This window comes from Sphingobium sp. YBL2 (genome assembly GCF_000943805.1).
Classification (GTDB): domain Bacteria; phylum Pseudomonadota; class Alphaproteobacteria; order Sphingomonadales; family Sphingomonadaceae; genus Sphingobium; species Sphingobium fuliginis.
This window is the reverse complement of record NZ_CP010954.1, coordinates 1160564-1177419: the sequence shown is the minus strand read 5'-3', so window position 1 is coordinate 1177419 and position 16856 is coordinate 1160564. Positions and strand designations below refer to the sequence as shown.

13 protein-coding genes are annotated in these 16856 nt (G+C 64.1%); 7 read left to right on the top strand and 6 right to left on the bottom strand.

Annotated features, from left to right (window positions below; all coding sequences use genetic code 11):
- Position 1: 1 nt before the first annotated feature.
- Entirely contained in the window at positions 2-1135 is a 1134-nt protein-coding gene (locus TZ53_RS05570) for an acyl-CoA dehydrogenase family protein (RefSeq protein ID WP_025550549.1), read from the top strand.
- 309 nt (positions 1136-1444) lie between these two features.
- On the opposite strand, the gene TZ53_RS05565 is transcribed toward TZ53_RS05570, so the two are convergent.
- The 5 genes from TZ53_RS05565 to TZ53_RS05545 form a co-directional block, all read right to left on the bottom strand.
- Positions 1445-1903 carry a nuclear transport factor 2 family protein gene (locus TZ53_RS05565; RefSeq protein WP_025551479.1) on the bottom strand — a complete coding sequence of 153 codons (459 nt, stop codon included), beginning with the start codon at positions 1901-1903 and terminating at the stop codon, positions 1445-1447.
- Positions 1904-1913: 10 nt separating this feature from the next.
- On the bottom strand, positions 1914-2900 hold the full coding sequence (locus TZ53_RS05560; RefSeq protein WP_025551477.1) for a phytanoyl-CoA dioxygenase family protein: 987 nt from the start codon (positions 2898-2900) through the stop codon (positions 1914-1916).
- A gap of 111 nt (positions 2901-3011) precedes the next feature.
- Positions 3012-3974: a 3-hydroxyacyl-CoA dehydrogenase NAD-binding domain-containing protein gene (locus tag TZ53_RS05555; RefSeq protein WP_025551475.1), complete on the bottom strand. Its 963-nt coding sequence runs from the start codon at positions 3972-3974 to the stop codon at positions 3012-3014.
- Between the two features lie 5 nt (positions 3975-3979).
- The gene (locus TZ53_RS05550; RefSeq protein WP_025551473.1) at positions 3980-4813 is read right to left on the bottom strand and encodes an enoyl-CoA hydratase/isomerase family protein; all 834 of its coding nucleotides are present in this window, start codon (positions 4811-4813) and stop codon (positions 3980-3982) included.
- 40 nt (positions 4814-4853) lie between these two features.
- Positions 4854-6965 (bottom strand): 3-hydroxyacyl-CoA dehydrogenase NAD-binding domain-containing protein, encoded by a 2112-nt coding sequence (locus tag TZ53_RS05545; protein WP_130029987.1) that lies wholly within the window; start codon positions 6963-6965, stop codon positions 4854-4856.
- Between the two features lie 201 nt (positions 6966-7166).
- Between TZ53_RS05545 and TZ53_RS05540 the strand changes: the two genes are divergently transcribed.
- From TZ53_RS05540 to TZ53_RS05530, 3 genes are read left to right on the top strand one after another with little or no spacing between them, the layout of a single operon-like run.
- Positions 7167-8336: an acyl-CoA dehydrogenase family protein gene (locus TZ53_RS05540; protein WP_226869687.1), complete on the top strand. Its 1170-nt coding sequence runs from the start codon at positions 7167-7169 to the stop codon at positions 8334-8336.
- Positions 8337-8372: 36 nt separating this feature from the next.
- A complete protein-coding gene (locus tag TZ53_RS05535) occupies positions 8373-9713 on the top strand; it encodes an aromatic ring-hydroxylating oxygenase subunit alpha (RefSeq protein ID WP_044660669.1) in 1341 nt (446 codons plus the stop codon).
- Positions 9714-11366, top strand: a complete 1653-nt coding sequence (locus TZ53_RS05530) for an FAD-binding protein (RefSeq protein ID WP_025551467.1) — start codon at positions 9714-9716, stop codon at positions 11364-11366.
- Positions 11367-11413: 47 nt separating this feature from the next.
- On the opposite strand, the gene TZ53_RS05525 is transcribed toward TZ53_RS05530, so the two are convergent.
- Positions 11414-12382, bottom strand: a complete 969-nt coding sequence (locus TZ53_RS05525; protein WP_025551465.1) for a GlxA family transcriptional regulator — start codon at positions 12380-12382, stop codon at positions 11414-11416.
- A gap of 136 nt (positions 12383-12518) precedes the next feature.
- On the opposite strand from TZ53_RS05525, the gene TZ53_RS05520 reads away from it, so the two are divergent.
- From TZ53_RS05520 to TZ53_RS05510, 3 genes are all read left to right on the top strand, one after another.
- The gene (locus tag TZ53_RS05520) at positions 12519-13337 is read left to right on the top strand and encodes an SDR family NAD(P)-dependent oxidoreductase (protein ID WP_025551463.1); all 819 of its coding nucleotides are present in this window, start codon (positions 12519-12521) and stop codon (positions 13335-13337) included.
- A gap of 148 nt (positions 13338-13485) precedes the next feature.
- On the top strand, positions 13486-15807 hold the full coding sequence (locus TZ53_RS05515) for a TonB-dependent receptor (protein WP_044660668.1): 2322 nt from the start codon (positions 13486-13488) through the stop codon (positions 15805-15807).
- A 169-nt stretch (positions 15808-15976) separates the two neighbouring features.
- Positions 15977-16855, top strand: a complete 879-nt coding sequence (locus TZ53_RS05510; protein WP_044660667.1) for a DMT family transporter — start codon at positions 15977-15979, stop codon at positions 16853-16855.
- The last annotated feature ends 1 nt before the right edge of the window (position 16856 follow it).

The following is a 16856-nucleotide window of genomic DNA, read 5'->3' as shown; positions in this document are numbered from 1 at the left end:
CATGGATTTCGACCTGAACGACGAACAGAAGATGCTGCAGGAAACCGTCACGCGGTTCGTGGCGGAAACCTACGACTTCCAGAAGCGCGAACATGCGCTCAGGACGCCCGATGGCTGGAGCCGGGAGGCCTATGCAGGTCTTGCGGAGATGGGCCTGCTCGCGCTGCCGTTCGCGGAAGAAGATGGCGGCTTCGGCGGCGGCGGCGTGGAGATGATGATCGTCATGGAGGCGCTGGGGCGCGGCCTGATGGTCGAACCCTATTTCGCAACCGTGGTGCTGGCGGGCGGCGTGCTGCGCCATGGCGCGTCAGCGCAGCAGCGCGGGGACATCGTTCCGGGCATTGCGGCTGGCGAGCGCATCCTGACGCTGGCGCATGGCGAGAAGGGCCTGCCGCGCCATACGCTGGCGGCGCGCACGACCGCGTCTGCGTCGGGCGATGGATGGACGCTCGATGGCCGCAAGATCGCGGTCCTGCATGGGCAGAGCGCCGATACGTTCATCGTGAGCGCAATAACGGGAGAGGGCCTTTCGCTCTTCCTCGTGGATGCGGCGGCGGCTGGCGTGACGGTCGAGGGGAAGCGCGGCTATGATGGCGTGCCGGTCGCCACGCTCGCCCTGTCGGGCGTCAATGTCCCGAAGGATGCGCTCATCGGCGCGACGGGGCAGGGGGAGGGCATATTGGCCCGCGTGTTCGAGGAAGCGACCGCTGCACTGGTGGCGGAATCGGTCGGCGCCATGGCGGAGACGTTCGATGTCACCGTCGACTATCTCAAGACCCGGCAGCAATTCGGCGTCGCCATCGGCAGTTTCCAGGCGCTCCAGCATCGCGCCGTCGAAATGCTGATGCAGCTTGAACTGTCGCGCAGCATGGCGATCCTTGCGGCGCTGTCGCTCGACAGCGATGCCGATCAACGGAGCCGCAACATCTCCGCAGCAAAGGCGCAGATCGGCAAGTCAGGCCGCATCATCGGGCAGGAAGCGGTGCAGATGCACGGCGCCATCGGCATCACCGCCGAATATAAGGTCGGGCATGCCTTCAAGCGGCTGACCGCCATCGACGCGCTGTTGGGCGACCGGGACTGGCATCTCGCCCGTCTCGTGGAAAAGCGCGGCGTCTATCCCGCCTCTGCCTGAGGGTCGTTGCTGATGTCGCTGACGGGGATCGGCGCGCTTCCGTCAGCATAGGGCGCATGTTCCAGGCGGTTAGGCCGCGTGGAGAGTTTCGGAATGGCGGGAAATTGGCCAATCCAAGACATTCCCCTCCCGTAAACGGGAGGGGTTAGGGGTGGGCGCGAGCGTAGCGAGCTTCTGACTTAGCCGTTGCAAAACAGCACAGATGCCGCGCCAGCCCACCCCCTAGCCCCCTCCCGCCTGCGGGAGGGGGAATGTCCTGATTCCACCCAAATTACTCAGTTCAGCGAGTCCTGAATTTGTCCACCCCGCCTAGAAAGTCGAACTGGGATTAGGCCTCTGACGGACTCGCCCCCAAAAGGCCTGCGCGGGGGCATCCAGCATGTCGGCGCCATAGGTGATCAGGCCCTGCTCCACGCGGTAGAGCATGGCCCATTCATAATGGATGTCCTCGCCATTCGCCGCGCTTTTGCGGTAGGCGCGGGCGTGGACGAAGGCGCATTGCCGGTCGACGCAGGTGATGGCGATGATCTCGTCCCGCCTTTCCGCCAGAGCCTCCGCGCAGGAGGCCGCGAATGCGAGAAAGGCGTCGCGCCCGACCAGCGTCTCCTTCGTGCCGCTGGGGCCGAACAGGCTGTGCACGACATCGGGATGGAAATAGTCCGCCGGCGACGGCCGGCTTTCGCCTCCGACAGGAAAGATGTCGGGACGGTGCCGGCCTTCTTCCGTGAAGCCGAACATGCGCGTCAACAGCTTCACGGCATCGTTCATCGCCTTGCCCTTATCCCTCCGCCGCCTTGCGCAGCATGACGGCGCGGTCGCCATCCCGCACCACGACCAGCCGCATGCCGGGCTTCATATAGGTGACGAAGCCATCGAAGCTCTCGCGCACGCCCGGATCGATGGGGCGCAAATAGCTGTCCTTGTCGATATTCAGCGTGATCTCCCCGACGCGATCCGCATCCACGGTGACGGTCGTGGGCGTGAAGGACTTGACGGTGGCCGCGATGGCGCTGGGGTTGGCGGCGGACTGCACCCGCGAGTCGAAGGAGACGCGCAGCCGGTCGCTATTATTGGGAAGGCCGCAATGCGGCGTGCACGGATGCACGACCAGCACGTCCCCCGGCATATAGTCGGTCGTCGCCCAGCTTTCCGCCGGGATCGCGTCGCGCGGGATCGGAAAGGGATTGGGCTTGCCGACATTGTGGAAATAGCCGCGCTTGTTCTGGCCAACCGCCAGCGCCAGCCCGCCCATGTCGCGGGTGCAGGGGGTCAGCGACACCCAGACCGGGCGATAATCCTGAATGCCGGGGCTGTAGAAGCCGTCCTGATGCACGGTGCCCAGCTTGCTCTGGGGCGGATAGGTCCGATATTGCACGATCGGGACGGAGCAGGCCGGTTCACCCAGCACCTTTTCCATCACCGCCTGATTGGCCGGGTCCTCGATCAGACGGGCGGCGATCCCGGCATAGAGATCGCTTTCCTCCATGCCGCCGACCGAAGGCTTGCCCGTCCACTTGCCAGTGGGATCGCCCGGCTCGACCAGCCCCATCTGAGCAGCGACCGCGAGCATTTCATCCCGCGCGCGCGCCACCGTATCCCTATCGAACACGCCGCGCAGCAGGATATAGCCCTTCTCCTCGTAGAAGCGGTTGAGCGCTTCCGGGTCGTCCAGCAGATGGTTGCAGCTTTCCAGTTCGCCCGCCGCGACGACATCCTGCACATGCAGGTCTTCGGCTTCCGGGCGATTGATCACATCGACGGTCATCTCTTCCTTCCTCTCCACTCGGACCGGCCAACCTTTGGAGGCGCCGGGACGGGACCATATTATCATGGCCGGGATCGGTAGGGTGGGATGATTTTCGTCTACTTTCGGCTATTATTGCTCATTGTCCGGCGCCAGCAGCTTCAGCATCTGCATCAGCTTCTCATCCTGCCGGGCGGCGATTTCCGCCACGCTTCGCCCGGCAGCGGCTTCCTCCATCTGCTCGACCAGCATCGCCTGCAAGGCCGGGTCGGCCAGCGGCGGATCGGCCATGCTTTCCCAGCGCCTGACGATGCCCGGCCCGAATTTGGGAAGGAATTCGGCCAGACCGCCCGCGCCGCCCGATGTGTGGAAGGTGGTGAACTGCCCCTGGATCGCCCATTTGAGCGCGAAGCTGTGTTTCATCGCCTTGTCGATGTCACCGACGCTGGCATAACCCTCCGCCACCAGCCGCACCGCCTCCCGGAACATGGCGGCGGTCAGCCGGTTGCCGATATGGCCGAATATCTCGCGCTTCAGCCGGATCGGCTGCTTGCCCATGGCGGCATAGAGGGCGAAGGCGGTGTCGACCGCTTCTTCTGCGGTCCATTCGCCGCCGCCCACTTCGACCAGCGGGATCAGGTGCACCGGATTGAACGGATGGCCCAGCACGAAACGATCGGCGGTCGCAAGGCCGGCCTGCAACTCGGTGACGGGCAGGCTCGACGTGCTGCTGGCGATCAGCACATCCGCGGGCGCCAGCCGGTCGAGATCAGCGAACAGCGCCTGCTTGACCTCGGTGCGTTCGGGGGTGCTTTCCTGGACGAAATCCGCGCCTGCGAGCGCGTCGGCCACCGTGTCGTGGACCGAAAGGCGCACAGACCAGTCGTCGTCGGCCTGGGCCAACCCAAGTTCGACCATCTGGTCCCATGCGCCCGCAACATGGGCGCGGGTGCGTTCGCCCGCGCCGGGCATCGGATCGTAAAGGCGCACGGCCCGGCCGCTGCCCAGAAAGGCAGCGACCCAGCCATTGCCGATCACGCCGCCGCCGATCGCGGCGACGGTGCTTATGCTGTCCGCGTCGCGATAGGCGGCCATGGCGATCAATATCCCTTGAAGACCGGCTTTTCCTTGTTGGCGAAGGCGGTCGTCGCTTCCTTGTAATCCTGCGTCAGCATCGTCATCGCTTCATAGGCGATGGACAATTCGCCCGTCAGGTTCACCTGATCGCGGATGCACTTGTTGACCGCCGCCTTGGACCAGCGGACCGCCCACATCGGCTGTCCGGCGATCTCGCGCGCGATCTTCAGCGCTTCCTCCAGCACCTGCTCCTTGGGGAAGGCATAGTTGACCAGGCCGATCTCCTCGGCCTTCCTGCCGTTCAGCAGCTTGCCGCGCATCAGATATTCCTTGGCCTTTTGCGGCCCGACCAGCAGCGGCCACATCACCGATCCGCCGTCGCCCGTCACCAGGCCGACGCGCACATGGGTGTCGCCCAGTTTCGCATCCTCCGCGACGATGCTCATGTCGCAGAAGGCGAACAGCGACGTGCCAAGGCCGATGGCGTCGCCATTGACCGCCGCGATGATCGGCTGCGGCGTCATCAATATCTGGTCCCAGATGCGCAGCGTGTTGATCGGCACGCGCAACGCATATTTCAGGCCATATTCGGTCTGGGCGCGTTCGGCCATCAGCTTGATGTCCCCGCCAGCGGAAAAGGCCTTGCCCGCGCCGGTCAGCACGATGACCTTGACGCGCTCGTCGCGCGCCAGCTTCAGCCAGATATCCTCCAACTGCCAATGATTATGCGGTCCCACCGCATTCAGCTTGTCGGGATCGTTCATCGTGACGGTGGTGACGCCGTCCTCGGCGATTTCGACCTTGAAGAAGTCGAACTCGCTATAGTCGATGTCGCGCTGAAACTCGTTGTCGCTCATAATCGTCTCCGAAAAATCCCTGTAATATTCTCTGTCTCGTTCAGGCCGCGGCGCGGCTTTTCTGCCAGTCGGCGAAGTTCTGGCCCCCGTCCGCCAGCTCTACCAGAAGCGCGGCGGGTTGCAGCGACGGATCGCCCGGCGTTTCGGCCGCCATCTCGCGCAGCTTGGCGACGATCGTCGCCAGGCCGGTTTCGTCCGCATAGAACATGGGCCCACCCAGATGCCGGGGCCAGCCATATCCGTTGATCCACACCAGATCGACGTCGGACGCCCGCAGCGCGATGCCTTCTTCCAGGATGCGCGCGCCTTCGTTGATCAGCGGGAACAGCAGCCGCTGCACCATTTCCTCCTCCGCTATGTCGCGGCGGGTGATGCCCAGCTTTTCCGATGTCGCGATGATGAGCGCCTCCGTCTCCGGACTGGGATGGGGCGTGCGGTCGCCCGGTTCGTAGCGATAATAGCCTGCGCCCGTCTTTTGTCCCAGCCGCCCGCTCTCGACGATGGCGTCGGCAATAGGGAAGGGGGTGCCGCGGCGCTTGCGGATCGAATAACCGATGTCCAGGCCGGACATGTCGTTCGTGGTCAGCGGCCCCATCGGGAAGCCCAGATTGGTGAGGGCGGCGTCGACTTGTTGCGGGAAGGCCCCCTGCTGCAACAGCCGTTCGGCCTGTGCGGAGCGCTTGGCGACCATGCGGTTGCCGATGAAGCCGTCGCAATTGCCCGACCAGACCGGCACCTTGCCGATCGTCTTGCCCACCGCCATCGCGGTCAGGATCGCCTCGGGGCTGCTGTGCCGGGCCACCACGACCTCCAGCAGCTTCATGACATTGGCGGGCGAGAAGAAATGCATGCCGACGAAATCCTGCGGACGCTCCAGCACCGACGCGATCTCATCCACGTCGAGCGCCGAGGTGTTGGAGGCAAGGATGGTGCCGGGCTTCACCCGCTTTTCCAGATCGGTGAAAATCTCCTTCTTGACGTCCATATCCTCGAACACCGCCTCGATCACGATGTCCGCGTCGGCCGCCGCCGCGCGGTCGGTGGCGCCCGCGATCAGCGCAAGGCGCTCGTCCATCTGCGCCTGACCGATGGACCCGCGCTTGACCGAGGTGGCGTAATTGCCCTTCACCCGCTCCAGACCACGATCCAGCGCTTCCTGCGTCGTGTCGACCACGGTGACGGGCACCCCGGCCCCGGCAAAGCACATGGCGATGCCGCCGCCCATGGTGCCCGCGCCGATGATCGCGGCTTTCTGCACGGGCCGCGCCTTTGCGGTTTCCGGCAGGCCGGGGATGCGGGCGGCTTCCCGTTCGGCAAAGAAAAGGTGACGCAGAGCGCGCGACTGGCTGCCCGCCATCAGTTCCCGATTGGCGGCGGCGTCGATCGCCAGCGCTTCGTCCAGGCTCATGGTGAAGGAGCGGCGGATCGAATCGATATTGGCCTGCGGCGCGGCCTGGCCCTTGCTGCGCGCCGTCAGCTTCTTCGCCAGCGCGTCGAAGGCCGAAGGATCGGCGCGGGTCGCCGCCAGCTTCTCGTCGCGGTCGCGCACCGGCACGGCAGGGATGTTTTCGTCGATCACGCGGCGGGCGAAGGCGGCGCCGATGACGGCGGGATCGCCTTCCTCCACGGCATCGACAATGCCCAGCTCCAATGCCTGCCTGGCGCCCACCGGCTTGCCGGACAGCACATGCTCCAGCGCTTTTTCCGGACCGATCAGGCGCGGCAGCCGCTGCGTGCCGCCGCCGCCTGCGAACAGGCCCAGGTTGATTTCGGGCAGGCCCATCCGGGCGGAAGGGATCGCGACGCGGAAGGCGCAGCCCAGCGCCGTCTCCAGCCCGCCGCCCAGCGCGGTGCCGTGGATCGCGGCGACCACCGGCCTGGCTGAGCTTTCCAGCGCGGCGATGATGTCCTGCAGGGTGGGCGACTGGCGCGGCTTGCCGAATTCGGTGATGTCGGCGCCCGCGAAGAAGGTCCGTCCCGCGCAATAAAGCACGATAGCCTTCACGCCCGGGTCGGCGTTCAGTTCTTCCAGCGCGCCGACCAGTCCCTGCCGGACGCCGATGCCCAGCGCGTTCACAGGCGGATTGTCGCTGACGATGAAACCTATATCGCCTTCGATGCGGGTGGAGATCTTGTCATTGATCTGGGTCATGGCTGGATCGAGGGGCCCTGTCTTGAAAATGCGTCTGAAACCTGTCCCCACAAGCTATTTGCCGGTCATAACTGTCAAGCTGGGGCGGCGGGCGGCGGCGATGCATCGTAAATGTGAAGGATCGCAGCGGTAATCTTCGCATCGCGATCATCCCCGATTAGGTCGAGGATAGCAGTTTATCCGCGGCATATGAGCCGCCCTATGGGAAGCGATCGAATGCAGTTCGACCTGAATGAAGAGCAGACCATGTTCCGCGACGCGGTAGCCGCCTTCGCGCAGCGCCATCTGGCCGCCGGAGCGCTGGAGCGCGCGCATAGCGACGATTATCCGTGGGACGTGGCCAGGATGATGGCCGAACAGGGCCTGATCGGCATCACCGTGCCGGAGGACAAGGGCGGTCTGGGCGGAAGCCTGATGGACGCGGTCATCGCGATCGAGACGATCGCGTCGGTGTGCCCCCGGTCTGCGGATGTCGTGCAGGCGGGCAATTTCGGGGCGATCCGCACTTTCGCCCAGTTCGCCACCGACGCGCAGAAGGAACAATATCTGGCCCCCCTGCTACGCGGCGAGGGGCTGATTTCGGTCGCCATGACGGAGCCGAATGCCGGTTCCGCCGTGACAGAGCTGACCACCACGGCAGTGGAGGATGGCGATGGCTACCGCATCACCGGGCAGAAGATCTTCACGACCCACGGCACCCATGCCACCGTGTTCCTGGTCTATGTCCGCTATGGGCCGGGCACCGGCAATATCGGATCGGTGCTGATCGAGCGCGGCCAGGAAGGCTTCAGCTTCGGCAAGCCGATCCGTTTCCTGTCGGGCGAGGAATGGAACCCGCTGTTCTTCGACAATGTCTATGTGCCCAAGGACAAGGTACTGCTGGGGCCGGGCGGCTTCAAGAAGCAGATGTCGGGCTTCAACGTCGAACGCATCGGCAACACGGCGCGCAGCCTTGCGCTCGGCCGCTACGCCTTCAACGCGGCGGTCGAGCATGCCAAGACGCGCAGACAGTTCGGCAAGGCGCTGTGCGAATTTCAGGGGTTGCAGTGGAAATTTGCGGAAATGAAGCTGAAACTCGATGCGGCCCAGTTGCTGCTGTATCGTGCGGCGACCAATGCCGACGCGGGCCTGCCTTCGCCGGAAGAGACCGCCATTGCCAAGGTCGCGTGCAACCGCGCCGGTTTCGAATGCGCCAATGAGGCGATCCAGATCATGGGCGGCGCGGGCTACAGCCAGGACAGCCTGGTCGAATATTGCCTGCGCCGCACGCGGGGGTGGATGATTGCAGGCGGCGCGATAGAAGTGCTGCTCAACCGTATTGCGGAAGGCGTATTCGACATGCGTTTCCCCCAGGGCCCCGCAAAAGGCTGAAAGGCTGAAGCGTCCCGCCAAGGAGAGGATCGGACAATGAACGAAATGATCAGCGTTTCGAGGCAGAAAGTCGCGGTGACGGCCGATCGCATCCCGGTCGACGCCTATATTTCGCGCGACTATGTGCGGCTGGAAAAGGAACGGCTCTGGCCCAAGATATGGCAGGTCGCCTGCCGCGCCGAAGAGATTCCCAATCCCGGCGATTTCTACACCTACGACATCGCGGATGAATCGATCGCGGTCGTCCGCCAGAAGGACGGGACCATCGCCGCCTATTTCAACGTCTGCCCCCACCGGGGCCGCCGCCTGACGGAAGGCTGCGGCCGGATGGGCAAGTTCCACTGCAAATATCATGGCTGGCAGTGGAGCCTGGACGGCAAACCGACAGAGATTGTCGACCGCCACGACTGGGGCGATGCCCTGCCGGACGAGGACGTTGCCCTGCAAAGGGTGAAGGTCGGGCAATGGGGCGGCTGGGTCTTCATCAACATGGACCCGGACAGCGAAAGCCTGGAGGATTTCCTGGGCGAGGCCAAGACGATCCTCGACCCGTTCGAGATCGAGCATATGCGCTATGCCTGGCGCAAGCGCATCATCATGCCCTGCAACTGGAAGACCGCGCAGGAGGCCTTCATGGAGGGCTATCATGTGCAGACGACGCACCGCCAGCTGCTCGCCTACCAGGACGATTACACCTATTCCAAGGCCTATGGGAAACATGCGATGTTCGGCTATGCGCCGACCGCGCTGTTCGGCCTGCCCAGCCCGCGCGTCAGCGACCAGAGCGGCGACATCCGCAAGGGTTTCTACGAGTTCAACAAGGAAATCTGGGACACGCTCCAGGCGACCACCACGCAGGAAATGCTGGCGGCGGGCAAGCGCCTGATGGAATTGCCCGAGGGCGTCGATCCCTTCGCGCTCTACGGCGCCTTCGCCCAGTTCCATGCGGAGGAATCGGCCAGGAGCGGCCGTCCCTTTCCGGCGATCAGCGGGGAGCAGTTGATGAAGGCGGGGACCGACTGGAACATCTTCCCCAACCTCGTCTTCCTGCAACAGGCGACCAATGTGCTCTTCTATCGCGCCCGCCCCTATGGCGACGACCCGGACAAGTGCATCTTCGAAGTCAATGTGCTGGAGCGTTACGCGCCGGGCGCCGAGCCCAAGGTCGAGGTGAAAGACGGCGGCGACGGCAGCGACGGCCAATGGCGCGCCCTCAATTGGGGCCTCATCCTGGAGCAGGACTTCCAGAATATGGAGGAAGTGCAGAAGGGCATGAAGTCGCAGGCCTTCAGGACCGCCCGGACCAATCCCGTTCAGGAGGTGGAGATCAGCAATTTCCACCACGTCTATCATGACTATATGGGGAAGGCGGACTGAATGGACGAGACGAAGTTCGACGAGGTTGCCGACTTCGTCATCATCGGTTCGGGCGGCGGGTCGATGGCGGCGGGGCTGTACCTGAAGTCCATCGGCAAAACGCCGCTGATCCTGGAGAAGACCGACAGGCTGGGTGGTTCCACCGCCATGTCCGGGGGCGTGCTGTGGGTGCCCAACAATCACATCATCAGGGCCAAGGGCATCAAGGACAGCCATGAGATGGCCCGCACCTATATGGATGCGACCGTCGGCAACGATGGCGGGCCGGGCGCCACGCCGGAGCGCAAGGAGGCCTATCTGCGCAACGGGCCGGTCATGCTGAAATGGCTGGAAGATCAGGGCATGAAGTGGCTGCACACCGAAGGCTGGTCGGACTATTATGACGACCGGCCCGGCGGCGTGACGCGCAGCCGCTCCATCGGCGCGCCGATGCTGGATGCGCGGGAGATGGGGCCGCTGTTCGACAAGCTGCGGCTCGGGCCGATGGTGATGCCGCTGCCGACGGACAAGGCGGGTATTATCGGCCTCGCCACGCGGACCCCCCGCGGCATGTGGGAGGGGCTGAAGCTGCTATGGCGCATGCGTGTCGTCGCCAGGCGCGGAAAACCGATACTCAGCTTCGGTGGCGCATTGCAGGGGCGTCTGCTGATGCTGGCGGACAAGGCCGGCGTCGACATGCGCACGGAGCATGGCGTCACCGAGCTGATCGAGGAAGACGGCAGGATCGTCGGCGTCATCGCGGAGCATGGCGGCAGGACATTGCGCATCGGCGCCCGCGATGGCGTGCTGATCAATGCGGGCGGTTTTTCCCGCAATGCGGAGATGCGCAAGCAATATGGTCCTCAACCCAGTTCGGTGGAATGGACCAACGCCAATCCCGGCGACACCGGAGAGCTGATCCAGATTGCCGAAAGACATGGCGCCGCACTGGACCTGATGGACCAGGCCTGGTGGGTTCCCGGCACGGTCGTGCCCGAAGGCGGACCGGCGAACATGCATAATACGGACATTTCCAAGCCGCATTGCATCATCGTCAACCGCCATGGCCGCCGCATCCTGAACGAAAGCGGCTCCTATATGGAGAATGGCCAGCGGCTGTACCGCAATGACGTGCCTGCCTATGTCATCCTGGATAGCCGCCACCGCAAGCGCTACGCCTGGGGCTATTATCCGCCCGGCAAGACGCCGCAGTCCTGGCTGGACAGCGGCATGATGAAGAAGGCGGATTCGATCGAGGAACTGGCGCGCATCACCGGCATCGATCCCGCCGGGCTGAACGCGGAGATCGAGAAGTTCAACGGTTATTGCGAGACCGGCAAGGATCTGGACTTCAACCGGGGCGGGCGCGGCTATGACAATTGCTTTGGCGATCCGACGGTCAAACCGAACCCCAATCTGGGCAAGATCGACAAGCCGCCCTTCTACGTCATGGAGATCGTGCCCGGCGACGTCGGCACGTCGGGCGGTGTCGTGACCGACGAGAATGCCCGTGTCCTGCGCGCTGACGGATCGGTGATCGAGGGTCTCTACGCCACCGGCAATTCCACGGCTTCGGTGATGGGCCGCTGCTACCCGGCGGCGGGCGCGAGCATCGGCGCGTCCTTCATTTTCGGATGGATCGCCGCCCACCATGCCGTAGGCGGCAATGGCTGATCGGGGCCAGGCCCCTCCCGAACAGGGCGGGGCCTGTCAGTCAGGCTTCATTTTCGCCGCGGTTTCGCCCGCCATTCGCTAGCGGTCATGCCGGCATGCTGGCGGAACATCGCCCGAAACAGTCGGCTGTCCGAATAGCCGACCAGTTGCGCGATGCGGTCCACCGATCGCGTGGATTTTTCGAGCATGCGCACCGCCGCCTGAAAGCGAAGCTGCCCGACATAGGCCTTGGGCGACAGGCCCAGCGCCTTGTGAAAGCGGCGGTTGAGCGTCGCCGGGCTGGTCGACAGATGCCCCGCCAGTTCGGCCATGTTGATCGGCCCGGTGAAACGCTGCTCGATCCACAATTGCGCGCGGGCGACCAAAGGGTCGGGCGCCAGCAGTTCCTTCTCCTCATAGTCCTGCCCCACGATCGAGGAGAGCCATCGGGCAATGTCGGGGGAGATCATCCGCTCCAGCACCCGGATGATCAGTTGCAGGTCGTTGCCCATGCCGTTGCCGATCAGCAGATGGCCGTGATCCACCAACCCAAACCGCTCCTCGAACGGCTGGCGGGGGAAAAGCATGCGGGTCAGCGGCTGCATCGCCCGCGCCACCGGAACCGCAAGATCGGCGGTGAAACCGCCCGCCATCAACAGGGTGGAAGCCGCTCCGCTGGCGCCGATCACCGCGCCCATCGCCGATTGGCGGCGGAGCCAGTCGAGCAGCGGACCTGCCTCCGCCAGGCGGCGTTCCAATGGCTCGCGCCCCCCGGCGCGGAAGGCGGGCAGCCAGATGAAAGCCATCGGTTCATCCCGGTTCGCGGGGCCGTCGACCGGAAAGGATCGGCCGTCGCCCAGCACGACCGGCCCGCCGTCGGCGGAGAGGATATGCAGCTTCGTTTCCATGCGCATCTGGTCTTCGCCGGCGAAAACATGCTCCACCCGGTCGCGGGCGATCAGGAAGCTGTCCACGAGCGCGCCGATGCTGCTGAAATAGGCGCCGGGCAGCGCGACAAGGGCGAAATCAAAGGCCATGACTGAGAGAAAATAGCCGGTATATGCGCAAATACTCCCTGTCAATCTGCCTCGCCCTGGGCGAACAGCAGGTCTTGCACGCTGGACGGATCACGCGCTTGGGTCCATCTGCGCGACCGACGAGGAGAGAGCCCGCATGCCCGAACCGATCCGCCATTATGACCGCCTTGCCGGAAAGGTGGCGATCGTCACCGGCGCTGGAGCGGAAGGGGATGATGTCGGTATCGGTCGTTCCATCGCCCTGCTCATGGCAGCGGAAGGCGCACGACTTGTTTGCGCCGATCTGGACCCGGCGCGGGCGCAGACAACGGTGGAACGGATCAAAGCCGATGGTGGGTGCGCCGTTGCGGCTGGAGGCGATGTCGGTGACCCGGACGTCTGCGGAAAGCTGGTCGATGCGGCCGTTGCGGCATTCGGCAGGCTCGACATATTGGTCAACAATGTCGGCATTTCGGGACCGGCCACGCTCGAAACCATGACGCTGGACCAGTGGAACCGGACGCTGACCACCAATCTGACCAGCGTGATGCTGATGAGCCAGGCGGCCATTCCCCTTATGGTGCGCGGCGGCGGGGGATCGATCGTCAACATCTCCTCGCTGGCGGGCATAAGGGCGATGGGGGCGATCGCCTATGGCCCGTCCAAGGCGGCGATGGCGCAGCTTTCCCGCGAGATCGGCGTGCTGCATGGCCGCGACGGCATCCGCGTGAACACCGTGGCGCCCGGCCATGTCATGACGCCCCATGCAGCGCGTTACATGTCCGAGGAGATGCGCGAGATGCGGCGGAAGGTAAGCCCCCTCGGCATTGAGGGCGACGCCTGGGACGTGGCGCAGGCGGTGCTGTTCCTCGCCAGCGACGAGGCCCGCTTCGTCAACGGCGTCGAACTGGCGGTCGATGGCGGCGTCGTGGGGATCGGACCGCTCGCAGGCCATGGCTTCATCGCGGAAAGCTGACGGGGTCGCGGGCAAATATCATGACTGCGATCAATCTCGTCCCGACGCTCGGGACGATTGAGTAAAAATATCCTTTCGACATGATCGTTCCCCAGAGCCGCAACAGCGGCCAGACCGGCGCCAGTGCCGGACGATCAGGAGAGGAAGGATGACCATGTTCCGGTCCGCATTGCTTGCCGCCACATCGCTCTTCGCCACCGCAGCCGCCGCGCAGGACGCCGCACCGCAGGACTCGGGCATGGCCCAGGCGTCCGACATCATCGTGACCGCCCGCCGGCGCGAGGAGGCGTTGCAGGACGTGCCGATTTCGATCACCGCCGTCAGCGGCGACTCTCTTGCGCGAAGCGGCGTCAGCGACGCGCTGGGGCTGCAAAGCCGCGTGCCCTCGCTCAGCCTCACCAACCAGGGCACCAGCCGGAACGAGCTGGGCTTCGCCATTCGCGGTCAGCGCACCCAGGAATCGCAACTGCTCACCGATCCGCCGGTCGGCACCTATTTCGCTGAAGTGGTCCAGGCCCGCAGCGTCGGCTTCGCCTACGCGCTCTACGACCTGCAATCGACCCAGGTGCTGAAGGGCGTGCAGGGCACGTTGTTCGGCCGCAACATGACCGGCGGCGCGGTGCTGATCGAACCCAACAAGCCGGTGGACGATTTTCATGCCGAATTGCGCGGCCAGATCGGCAATTACGACATGCGCGACATTTACGGCATGGTGAACCTGCCCCTTACGGAAGGTCTCGGCGTGCGTTTCGCGGGCAAGATCAGGAAGCGGGATGGCTTCACCAGGGATGTTCTGACCGGTCGCGACTATGACGATCAGGATTACCAGACCTTCCGAACCTCGATCCGCTTCGCGCCGACGCCTGAATTCGAATCCAATACGATCGTCGATTATATCAAGACGAACGAACATGGCACGGCGCTGGTCGGCACCGCCGCCAATCCCGCCGCGCCCGCCATCGCCGGATATGCGACGCTGCGCGGCTTCGGCATTCCGGTATCGGACGTCGTCGGCCAGTTCGCGGCGCAGCAGGCGCGGCCGCATTATCGCTTCGCATCGGGATCGGGAACGGGCGGCACGCTCGACGCCTATCAGACCCAGCCTTTTGAACGGCTGAAGAACCGGGGCGTCACGAACCGCACCACCTACAGCCTTGATACCATCACCTTCAAGAATATCGTCGGCTATCGCAAGCTGGACTTCGACCAGGTCATGGACCTGGATGGCGTGCCCGCCTATCTCATCAATTCCAATCGCTATCGCAGCATCGAACAGTTCAGCGAGGAATTCCAGATCCAGGGCAAGGCGATCGAGAACCGGCTGGATTATGTATTGGGCGCCTATTATTTCGTCGAGAAGGGGAAGGATGGTTCCACGTCCAGCCAGTTCCCGGAACTGGCGATAGCCGGCTCGGGATTGCCGCTCAACACTCCGGCCGCGACTTTCCTCAACGCCTATGCGGGCAGCGGCAAGGCGAAGACTTTCGCGCTGTTCGCGGCGGGCACCTATGCCTTCACCGACCAGTTCAAGGTTTCGGCGGGCATCCGCTACACGACCGACAAGCGCAATGCGCGGATTTTCGCCTATTATCCCAATCTGGGCACATGCCTGTTCCGCGTGGACACCGGCACGACCTCCTTCGTTCCCGCGACGCTGGCCGACTGCCCGCAGACCAACAGCAAGAAATGGGACGCCTTCACCTGGGACGTCACGCTGCAATATGAACCCAACGCGAATCTGACGACCTATATCTCGACCCGGCGCGGTTTCCGCTCCGGCGGTTTCTCGCTGCGGGCGGCGTCGACCGAAGAATTGCAGCCCTTCGATCCGGAAACCGTGCAGGAATATGAGGTGGGGCTCAAGACGCGCCATCCGCTGGGCGGCGCCACGCTGACCAGCAGTCTCGCCATCTTCTATCAGGACTATAAGAACGTCCAGAAGCAGACATCGTCCATCGACAGCGCGGGCAATGTCAACACGATCATCGACAACACCGCCCGGCAGAAAAATTATGGCGGCGAGCTGGAACTGGGCCTCATCGCGGGTCCGCTCAACATCAGCGCCTTCTATTCCTATGTCGGCGTGGAGATCAGCCAAGGCCGCCAGCCGGGCGAATTCGCGCTGGTCGGGTCGCCCCATCATCAGATGGGCGCGAATGTCAGCTATGAGATCCCCCTGTCGGGCGATGCGGGCGCGATCAACCTCAACGCCAATGTCAGCTATCGCACCAAACAGCATCTCGACAAGAATGACGTGCTGGCGACCGAACCGGGATATGAACTGGTCAACCTGCGCGCGGGTTGGGACAATATCTTCGGTACCGGACTGGGCGCGGCGGCCTTCGTCAACAACCTGACCAAAAGCTATTATCGTGTGGGCGTGATCGGCATCTACAACGAGGCCGGCTACATCTCCTCCGTCTATGGCGAACCGCGCACCTATGGGATGGAATTGTCCTACAAATTCTGATCGAAGCGTCACCGGCGCCGGACCTTCGAGTCCGGCGCCGATGATTGAGGGCGGGCATGGCCAAGCCGCTTCGACATCCAATCCCGGTACATCAGCACATCGCCAATCACCGGACCGATACTTGCCGAATAAACTATCCTCCCGTTCCGAGTGCGTCTAACGGGGCGGGATGAACGGTGGCGGACAAGGGTATCACGACAATGCGCGCGGGGCGCTGTGGATGCTGGCCTCCGGCTTTGCCTACAGCATCGCCATGGCGCTGGTGAAGCTGCTGGGCGACGACTATTCGTCGGCAACGCAGAATTTCGTGCGGCAGGGCGTCGGCCTGATCGCATTGGCGCCCTTCATCCTGCGGCGGCCCCGCAGCGCTTTCATGCTGCGCCGGCCGATGCTGATGATCCTGCGCTGTGCGGCCACCAGCCTGTCGATCATCCTTGCCTTCAACAGCTTTCACTTGTTGGGACTGGCGGAAGCGAACGCCCTGTCCTTCACCCGCACCCTGTTCCTCGTGCCGCTTGCCGCCCTGCTGCTGGGCGAAAAGCTGGATCGGCAAAGGCTCTTCGCCACGCTGGCGGGCTTTGCCGGGGTGCTGATCATCATCGCGCCCGGCTCCGCCCATTCGCTGATCGGCTGGCCGGCGGCCCAGGGGCTGCTGGCCGCGCTGCTCGTCTCCTGGTCGGTGATCAGCGTGAAGCAGATGACGCGCGATCATAGCGACCTGTCGCTTCTCACCTGGTCGACATTGCTGGGCCTCATCTTCACCGCACCGCTGGCCTGGAGCAGCTGGCGCATGCCCACCGCCGGGGATGCGCTGCTGCTGGCCGCCATGGGCGTGCTCGGCGTCGTGTCCCAAGCCTGCTACATTCGCGGCATGACCTTGGGAGAAGCGAGCCTGATGGGGCCGCTCGACTATGTCCGCATCCTTTTCGCCACGGCGCTGGGATATATGCTGTTCAGCGAATGGCCGCAGCCCGGCACCTATGTGGGATCGGCGCTGATCATCGGCACCGCCATCTACATCACCCTGCACGGGCGGCGGCGCGCTTGAT